This window comes from Variovorax sp. YR752 (assembly GCF_943372545.1).
On sequence record NZ_CALRZC010000311.1, the window covers coordinates 1 to 7,908 of the forward strand.

General features: G+C 69.2%; 11 protein-coding genes. 3 read left to right on the forward strand and 8 right to left on the reverse strand.

Annotated features, from left to right (window positions below):
* The 5 genes from AAG801_RS38355 to AAG801_RS38375 form a co-directional block, all read right to left on the reverse strand.
* On the reverse strand, positions 1-1,101 hold a 1,101-nt coding region (locus tag AAG801_RS38355; RefSeq protein WP_341893137.1), incomplete at its 3' end, for a type IV pili methyl-accepting chemotaxis transducer N-terminal domain-containing protein.
* A gap of 29 nt (positions 1,102-1,130) precedes the next feature.
* Positions 1,131-1,649: a chemotaxis protein CheW gene (locus tag AAG801_RS38360; protein WP_341893138.1), complete on the reverse strand. Its 519-nt coding sequence runs from the start codon at positions 1,647-1,649 to the stop codon at positions 1,131-1,133.
* A 12-nt stretch (positions 1,650-1,661) separates the two neighbouring features.
* The gene (locus AAG801_RS38365) at positions 1,662-2,027 is read right to left on the reverse strand and encodes a response regulator (RefSeq protein ID WP_341893139.1); all 366 of its coding nucleotides are present in this window, start codon (positions 2,025-2,027) and stop codon (positions 1,662-1,664) included.
* Between the two features lie 86 nt (positions 2,028-2,113).
* Entirely contained in the window at positions 2,114-2,512 is a 399-nt protein-coding gene (locus tag AAG801_RS38370; protein WP_341893140.1) for a response regulator, read from the reverse strand.
* 57 nt (positions 2,513-2,569) lie between these two features.
* Positions 2,570-2,743 (reverse strand): rubredoxin, encoded by a 174-nt coding sequence (locus tag AAG801_RS38375; protein WP_341893141.1) that lies wholly within the window; start codon positions 2,741-2,743, stop codon positions 2,570-2,572.
* Between the two features lie 165 nt (positions 2,744-2,908).
* Between AAG801_RS38375 and AAG801_RS38380 the strand changes: the two genes are divergently transcribed.
* A complete protein-coding gene (locus tag AAG801_RS38380) occupies positions 2,909-3,862 on the forward strand; it encodes a bifunctional hydroxymethylpyrimidine kinase/phosphomethylpyrimidine kinase (protein WP_341893142.1) in 954 nt (317 codons plus the stop codon).
* Positions 3,852-5,153 carry a glutamate-1-semialdehyde 2,1-aminomutase gene (gene hemL, locus AAG801_RS38385; RefSeq protein WP_341893143.1) on the forward strand — a complete coding sequence of 434 codons (1,302 nt, stop codon included), beginning with the start codon at positions 3,852-3,854 and terminating at the stop codon, positions 5,151-5,153. The genes AAG801_RS38380 and hemL overlap by 11 nt, the downstream gene beginning before the upstream one ends.
* A 23-nt stretch (positions 5,154-5,176) precedes the next feature.
* Here the strand turns inward: hemL and AAG801_RS38390 are convergent, their stop codons facing one another.
* A complete protein-coding gene (locus AAG801_RS38390; RefSeq protein WP_341893144.1) occupies positions 5,177-5,644 on the reverse strand; it encodes a DUF6152 family protein in 468 nt (155 codons plus the stop codon).
* A gap of 12 nt (positions 5,645-5,656) precedes the next feature.
* Positions 5,657-6,100: a hypothetical protein gene (locus AAG801_RS38395; RefSeq protein WP_341893145.1), complete on the reverse strand. Its 444-nt coding sequence runs from the start codon at positions 6,098-6,100 to the stop codon at positions 5,657-5,659.
* Positions 6,101-6,152: 52 nt separating this feature from the next.
* Between AAG801_RS38395 and mpl the strand changes: the two genes are divergently transcribed.
* Entirely contained in the window at positions 6,153-7,511 is a 1,359-nt protein-coding gene (gene mpl, locus AAG801_RS38400; protein WP_341893146.1) for a UDP-N-acetylmuramate:L-alanyl-gamma-D-glutamyl-meso-diaminopimelate ligase, read from the forward strand.
* Between the two features lie 12 nt (positions 7,512-7,523).
* Here mpl and AAG801_RS38405 read toward each other — a convergent pair.
* The coding region (locus tag AAG801_RS38405) for a 6-phosphofructokinase (RefSeq protein ID WP_341893147.1) at positions 7,524-7,908 on the reverse strand (385 nt) is incomplete at its 5' end.

The following is a 7,908-nucleotide window of genomic DNA, read 5'->3' on the forward strand; positions in this document are numbered from 1 at the left end:
GTCCGCACTGATCGAGGCCTGCGCCTCGCGTGCGGAGACCAGGCCCTGCAGGTTGCCCAGAATGGCGCTGGCCTGCGTGCGGGTCTCCTCGTACTGCTTGAGCAGCGCGACCAGGCGCTCCTTGGTCTGCGGATCCTTGGTGCCGGGCAGGCGCAATTCCTGATTGCCATCGGCCAGGCCTTGGGCGATCTCGCGGAACGAGTTCAGGTCCTTGCCGAGCAGGAACACCGCCTCGGGCGACACGCCTTCCATGGTCAGGAACTCGTTGGCCGACTTGCCGATGCGCTGCGTCAGCATCACCAGCTGACCGACCGCCGACAGTTCGGCCGGGGAGGCTTCCTGCTGCAGCTTCAGCGAAGACACCGTCTCGGCGATCTCCAGCAGGTCGGAGGACTGGCGGTTGATGGTGCGCAGCGCCTGGCCCACCTGGGTCAGGATCTTCTGCTGCGCGATCACCGTGTTGGCGTTCTTCTCGGCGCGATCGACCAGCGGCATCAGCGGGTCGAGCAGTTCCTGCACGTTCGCCGGCGCCGCGTTCAGCGCGCCTTCGCCGGTCTTCAGTTCGCGCACCGTGCGGGCCAGCACGTCGGTGCTCTCACGCACTTCCGGGAACGCCTGCGGGCTGCCGATCAGCGCCTGCGAGACCGACTTCGCCAGCCGCTGCGACTGCATCAGCGCCTGACCAGTGGCACCCACCTGGGCCGAGCCCTGCGTCGCGGCATTCAGCGACAGGATCGTCGTGGCCACCACGCCGATGATGCCCAGCAGCACCAGGCCGCCCAGGATGCGCTGCTGCTCGCCCAGCGGGCGCGCGCCGATCACCGGCAGCCCGCCGGAACCCGCGGAGAGCGTCTCGGGGCCGGCATTGCGGGCCTCGCTGAACTCGGCCATCTCCGACGGCGCCGCCTCGGTGATGATCGACGAATCCATCTGCGCCGTCTGCTGCAGGCTGCCCACGTCCAGCGCCACGGTACCGCCCGCGCCAGGCAGCGGCAGGTCGGCATCGCGGCCTCCGGGCTCGTCGAAGCGGTCCTGCTCGAGCGTGTCCATGTCGGCGCTGTCCTTGCGCCCCAATCCCTTGATCTTGTTCAGGAAGCTCATGTGTTCCTCTTCGGTCTTGTTCAGCCTGTTCAGCCGACGATCCGCAGGAAGGCCTCGTCGCCGGCGAGCGCGGCGAGACTCAGTTCCTGCCACGGGCGCCCTGCGCCGTCGCGGTAGCGCGCTCCGACGAAGGCCGGCCGTGGCACGCCGTCGTCGGGTTCGCGTTGCAGTTGCTCTTCACCACGCAGCCCGGCGAGGCGGTCGACCAGCAGCACGCAGTTCAGTTCGAGCGTCTGGTTGAAGCCCACCAGCTGGGCCTGCTGCGGCATCGCGTCGGTCGTCTTCACGCCCAGAAAGCCACCCAGGTCGACCACGCCGTGCAGGTGGCCGCGCAGGTTGGCCACGCCCATGAACCATCGGTGCGTGTGCGGCACCGGCACCAGCGGAGCCATCGCGAAGATCTCGCCGGCCTCGCGCAGCGGGAACAGGATGCCGCGCCCGCTGACCTCGACCGCCAGCCACGAACTGCCGCGCTGCTGTGTCCGCGCCGCCTGCAGCCGCTCGGCCAGCCGGCTCTGGAGTTCGCGCAGTGCTTCCTTCTTGGCCATGCGGATGCGTGATTAATCGAACGCGCGGATCTTGGCGACCAGCTCGTCCGGGTCGACCGGCTTGACGATGTAGTCACGCGCGCCCTGCCGCATGCCCCAGACCTTGTCGGTTTCCTGGTTCTTGCTGGTGCACATGATCACCGGCACGTCGGTGAAGCGGGGGTCGCGGGTGATCGCGCGGGTCAGCTGGAAGCCGTTCTGCCCCGGCATGACCACGTCCATCAGGATCAGGTCGGGCTTCTCCTCGCCGAGGCGGCGCATGGCCTCCTCGCCGTTCTCGGCGGTACGCACGGCAAAGCCGCGCTTGCCGAGCAACTCGGAGAGATGGTGCAGTTCGGTCTTGGAATCGTCGACCAGCAGGATCTTCTGGATCGGCATGGTGGGTCCTCAGTAAGCGCCGGCTTCTCGGCCGACGCCGTCGCTATCGGCAGACTTGCGCCCGCGGGGTTCGGTACAAGGGGAGATCATGCGGCACGGCGGTGCTGTGCCACCGCCTGCAGGAGCTGATCTTTCGTGAACGGTTTGGTGAGATAGTCTTCCGAACCGACCATCCGGCCGCGCGCCTTGTCGAACAGGCCGTCCTTGGACGACAGCATGATCACCGGCACCTTGGCAAAGCGCAGATTGCGCTTGATGATCGCGCAGGTCTGGTAACCATCCAGCCGGGGCATCAGGATGTCGCAGAAGATCAGGTCGGGGTCGTGGTCGTTGACCTTCGACAGCGCGTCGAACCCGTCCTCGGCGAGCAGCACCTCGTGGCCGCCCTGCTTGAGGAAGATCTCGGCGCTGCGCCGGATGGTGTTGCTGTCGTCGATGACCAGCACCTTGATGCCGGCGGCACCGCCTGGGATCTCATTGCTCACCGAGCATTCTCCTCATCGACTGGACGGACGGCTCCGCGGGCAGGCATGCCGGCGGAGTCAGATCTGGACCATCTCGAAGTCTTCCTTGCGCGCACCACATTCCGGGCAGGTCCAGTTCATCGGAACCTGCTCCCAGGGGGTGCCGGGCGCGATGCCGTGCTCGGGATCCCCGGCCGCCTCGTCATAGATCCATCCGCAGATGAGGCACATCCAGGTTCGGGGTTCGCTCACGGCGCGTCTTTGCCTTCACTACAATGCAACGGAACCGGATTGTAGCCACGCGGTTTCGCAAAAAATCAAGGCCGTGTAGGCACATACGCAACTTTCTTCACGTTCGGCTGTAAGTGCAGGGAACGCTCTCACCCCCCCCGTTCCCGACCGCTGCGGCCCGCTGCCATGAACCCTCAGACCACCCCCGACGCCGCCGGCGGCGAAACGCTGCAAGAGCAGCCGGCGCCCGCTTGCGTGATGAGCTTCAACGCCAGCGACCCGAGCGGCGCCGGCGGCCTGGCCGGCGATGTCGCGACCATCGCCGCGATGGGTGCCCACGCCCTGCCGGTGGTGACCAGCATCGTGATGCGCGACACCGCCGAGGTGTTCGACCAGCACGTGATCGACGCCGACGTGGTGGCCGAGCAGGCGCGCAGCATCCTGGAGGACGTGACCATCGCCGCCTGGAAGGTCGGTTTCCTCGGCTCGGCCGAAGGCGTCAGCGCGGTGGCGGAGATCCTCTCCGACTACCCCGACGTGCCGCTGGTGGCCTACCTGCCCAACCTGAGCTGGGTGGAAGAAGACGCCCAGCAGGCCTACCACGACGCCTTCCGCGAACTGGTGCTGCCGCAGACCGAGGTGCTGGTCGGCAGCCACCAGACGCTGACCGACTTCCTGCTGCCCGACTGGGACAACCAGCGTCCGGCCTCGCCGCGCGAACTGGCGGTCGCTGCCGCCGAGCATGGCGCGAGCTTCGTGCTGGTGACCAGCGTGGTGCTGCCCAACACCAAGGGCCCGGACCAGTACCTCGACAACGTGCTGGCCTCGGCGCAGGGCGCGATCACCGGCGAGAAGTTCGAGCGCTTCGACGTTGCCTTCGTCGGCGCCGGCGACACGCTGGCCGCCGCGCTGGCCGCCCTGCTCGCCTCGGGCGCCGAACTGCACGCCGCGGTCGGTGAGGCGCTGACCTTCCTCGACCAGGCGCTCGACGCCGGCTTCCGCCCCGGCATGGGCAACGTGGTGCCCGACCGCTTCTTCTGGGCGCTGCCGCCCGAGGAAGAGGGCGAAGGCGGCGAACCGCCCGCCGATGACGCCACCGACACCGACACCACGCCGAAGGGCCCCCGCCATGTCCATTGAGAAGAAGAGCAACGCCGCGCTGTTCGAGCGTGCCCAGAAAGTCATCCCCGGCGGTGTCAACTCGCCGGTGCGCGCCTTCCGCGCCGTCGGCGGCACGCCCCGCTTCATCGCCAGCGCGCATGGCGCGTACATGGTCGACGCCGAAGGCCGGCGCTACATCGACTACATCGGCTCCTGGGGCCCGATGATCCTCGGCCATGGCCACCCGGCCGTGCTCGAGGCGGTGCAGAAGGCGGCGACCGAAGGCTTCTCGTTCGGCGCCCCGACCGAGCGCGAGATCGAGCTCGCCGAGGAGATCCTCAGCCTGGTGCCGAGCATGGACCAGGTGCGCCTGGTCAGCTCGGGCACCGAGGCGGCGATGAGCGCGCTGCGCCTGGCGCGCGGCGCCACCGGCCGCAGCAAGATCGTCAAGTTCGAGGGCTGCTACCACGGGCACGCCGACGCGCTGCTGGTCAAGGCCGGCTCGGGACTGGCCACCTTCGGCCACCCGACCAGCGCCGGCGTGCCCGCCGAAGTCGTCCAGCACACGCTGGTGCTCGAGTACAACAACCTGGCGCAGATCGAGGAGGCCTTCTCCCTTCACGGCAAGGACATCGCCTGCGTGATGATCGAGCCGATCGCCGGCAACATGAACTTCGTGCGCGCCAGCGTGCCCTTCATGACGACGCTGCGCGAGCTGTGCACGAAGCATGGGGCACTGCTGGTGTTCGACGAGGTGATGACCGGCTTCCGCGTCGCGCTGGGCAGCGCGCAGAGCCTGTACGCGAAGCTCATCCCAGGCTTCGTTCCCGATGTCAGCGTGTTCGGCAAGGTGATCGGCGGCGGCATGCCGCTGGCGGCCTTCGGCGGGCGCCGCGCAGTGATGGAGCAGCTCGCGCCGCTCGGCCCGGTCTACCAGGCCGGCACGCTCTCCGGCAACCCGGTGGCCACGGCCTGCGGCCTGGCGACGCTGCGCGAGATCCGCCAACCCGGCTTCTACGACGCGCTGGGCGCGAAGACGAAGTCGCTGGTCGACGGACTGCTCGGCGCGGCCCGCGAAGCCGGCGTGCCCATGGTCGGCGACTGCGAAGGCGGCATGTTCGGCTTCTTCTTCTCGAACGAACTGCCGCAGAACTATCCGGCCGTGATCGCCACCGACAAGGAGCGCTTCAACGCCTTCTTCCACGCCATGCTGGACTCGGGCGTGTACTTCGCCCCGGCGCTGTACGAGGCCGGCTTCGTCAGCGCGGCGCACAGCGCCGAGGACATCGCCGCCACCGTGGCGGCGGCCGCGAAGGCGCTGAAGCGCTGAGCGCGTCGATCAGGCCGGCCGGATCACGCGGGCGAAGAGCGCAGGCCGTAGGTCTGCGCGCCCACCATCAGGTACTCGACACGCAGGATCGCCTCGCCCTTCTCGCCGGCGAAGGTGAAGCCGAGCAGCGAGACGGCATCACCGTCGCGGATCTCGGCCACCTTCCAGGCCTGCATGCGCGTCAGCGGCGCCAGCTCGATGTGCCAGACCTTGTCCTTGCGCGTGGGCAGCTGCGCCCGCGAGAACAGCGCGGCGCCGTCGACGCTGGCCGACTGCGCCGGCACCGGGCGCTTCGCCAGATCGGCCGGCAGCTTCAGATCGGCATCGAGCTCGAGGTCGAACTCGGCATGCGGGTTGCGCCAGGCGACCTTGCGCGCCTTGCCCGAGAGGTAGATCGGCCGGCCCTGGTCGAAGCTGCTCCAGCCGTGGTGGGCAAACGCCGGTGCCAGCGGCAGGGCAGCCGCGGCGATCAGAAGGGTTCTGCGCTGCATGGTGGGCTCCATTCAGTAGTAGGCGATCCAGCGACCGCAGATGATGACGGCCAGCCAAAGCCCCAGCGACACCAAGGTCTGCATGCGTGCGAAACGGTCCAGCGACTGCAGCCCGCCGCGCGCATGGAAGGACGCAGCATTCAGCCCGGCCAGCATCAGCAGCGCCATCTTCACGACGAACACCCGGTTGGCGAGCAGTTCGCCCGGCTGGCTGATGAACATCGTCAGTCCGGTGGTCGCCGCGAGGCCGAAGCCGGCCAGGCTCAGCGGCAGCGCGAGGCGCGCCAGCGGCTCGACCGGCAGGCTCGCCCCGAGGCCCCAGACCCGCAGCTCCAGCAGCACGAGGCTACCGAGCAGCAATCCGATGCCGACCACGTGCAGCGCCTCGAGCAGCGGATACAGCCACGGATGGCTGGCAATCCATGCGAAGGCGACGATCGGCTGGGGCTCGGGCATGGCCCCGCACCTTAGCAGTTCCGCGCCCACCATCGCTCCATAGAATCGGCTCATGCACATCCACATCCTGGGCATCTGCGGCACGTTCATGGGTGGCCTCGCGGCACTCGCGCGCGAAGCGGGCCACCGCGTCACCGGCTGCGACGCCAACGTCTACCCGCCGATGAGCGACCAGCTGCGCTCCCTGGGCATCGAGCTGATCGAGGGCTTCGGTGCCGACCAGCTCGCGCTCAAGCCCGACCTGTTCGTGATCGGCAACGTGGTCTCGCGCGGCAACGCGCTGATGGAGGCCATCCTCGACGCCGGCGCGGCTTACACCAGCGGCCCGCAGTGGCTGGCCGACCACGTGCTGCAGGGCCGCCACGTGCTGGCGGTGGCCGGCACGCACGGCAAGACGACGACGACCTCGATGCTGGCCTGGATCCTCGACCGTGCCGGCCTCGAGCCCGGCTTCCTGGTCGGCGGCGTGCCGCTCAACTTCGGCGTGTCAGCGCGGCTCGGCTCGGGCAAGACCTTCGTCATCGAGGCCGACGAGTACGACACCGCCTTTTTCGACAAGCGCAGCAAGTTCGTTCACTACCGGCCGCGCACCGCGATCCTCAACAACCTCGAGCTCGACCACGCCGACATCTTCGAGAACCTGGCGGCGATCGAGCGCCAGTTCCACCACCTCGTGCGCACCGTGCCGGGCCAGGGCCGGCTGGTCGTCAACGCGCGTGAAGAGGCGCTGCAGCGTGTGCTCGGCATGGGCTGCTGGAGCGAGGTGCTGCGCTTCGGCGCGCGCAAGGAGGAGCCGGGCGCGCTGCGCGCGCGCGGCGAGCCGCACGCCTTCGACGTGCTGCGCGGCAGCCTGAAGATCGCGCGGGTCGAGTGGTCGCTGCTGGGCGAGCACAACCAGCTCAATGCGCTGGCGGCGATCGCCGCGGCCGAGCATGTCGGCGTGGCACCCGAGGTGGCGGCGCGGGCGCTGGCCAGTTTCGAGAACGTGCGCCGGCGGCTGGAACTGCGCGGCGAGGTCGGCGACATCAAGGTCTACGACGACTTCGCCCACCACCCGACGGCGATGCGCACCACCGTCAACGGGCTGCGCCGCAAGGTCGGCACGGCGCGCATCCTGGCCGTGTTCGAGCCACGCTCGAACACCATGAAGCTGGGCACGATGAAGGCGCAGCTGCCGTGGTCACTGGAGGAGGCGGACCTCGCCTTCTGCCACAGCGGCGGCCTGGGCTGGAACGCCGAGGAGGCACTGGCGCCGATGGGCAAGCTGGCGGTGGTGTGCGACAACGTCGACAAGCTGGTCGAGCGCGTGATCGCCGCGGCGCGGCCCGGCGACCACATCCTGTGCATGAGCAACGGCGGCTTCGGCGGCATCCACGCCAAGCTGCTGGCGGCGCTGGCGGCACGCGCCTGAGGCTCGCCTCGTCTACGGGGCCACCGTGCCCGTCGAGATGCCGGTGTCCCAGGCGGTGCGCAAGAGCGGGTGATCGATCGGCACGTTGCGGCTGCGGCCGGCCACCTCGGCCAGCGGCACACTGGTGATGCGGTCGCCCTGCAGCACGACCACGCGATTGAAGTCCTTCGCCGCCACCAGCCGCGCCGCGGCGTGGCCGTACTGCGTGGCCAGCACGCGGTCGAAGGGTGTCGGCGCCCCGCCGCGCTGCACGTGGCCGAGGATGGTCGTGCGCACCTCGCAGCCGACCAGCGGCTCGAGCTGCGCGCGCAGCACGTTGCCCACGCCGCCCAGGCGCAGCGGCTCGGGCGAGTCCGCGATGCGCTCCTTCACCGTCAGGCCGCCACCTTCCGGCTTC

Coding starts and splice junctions, on each gene's coding strand:
- AAG801_RS38395 (WP_341893145.1), bottom strand. CDS start 6,100: ATGCCCGAGCCCCAGCCGATCGTCGCCTTCGCATGGATTGCCAGCCAT.
- AAG801_RS38390 (WP_341893144.1), bottom strand. CDS start 5,644: ATGCAGCGCAGAACCCTTCTGATCGCCGCGGCTGCCCTGCCGCTGGCA.
- mpl (WP_341893146.1), top strand. CDS start 6,153: ATGCACATCCACATCCTGGGCATCTGCGGCACGTTCATGGGTGGCCTC.
- AAG801_RS38365 (WP_341893139.1), bottom strand. CDS start 2,027: ATGCCGATCCAGAAGATCCTGCTGGTCGACGATTCCAAGACCGAACTG.
- AAG801_RS38380 (WP_341893142.1), top strand. CDS start 2,909: ATGAACCCTCAGACCACCCCCGACGCCGCCGGCGGCGAAACGCTGCAA.
- hemL (WP_341893143.1), top strand. CDS start 3,852: ATGTCCATTGAGAAGAAGAGCAACGCCGCGCTGTTCGAGCGTGCCCAG.
- AAG801_RS38360 (WP_341893138.1), bottom strand. CDS start 1,649: ATGGCCAAGAAGGAAGCACTGCGCGAACTCCAGAGCCGGCTGGCCGAG.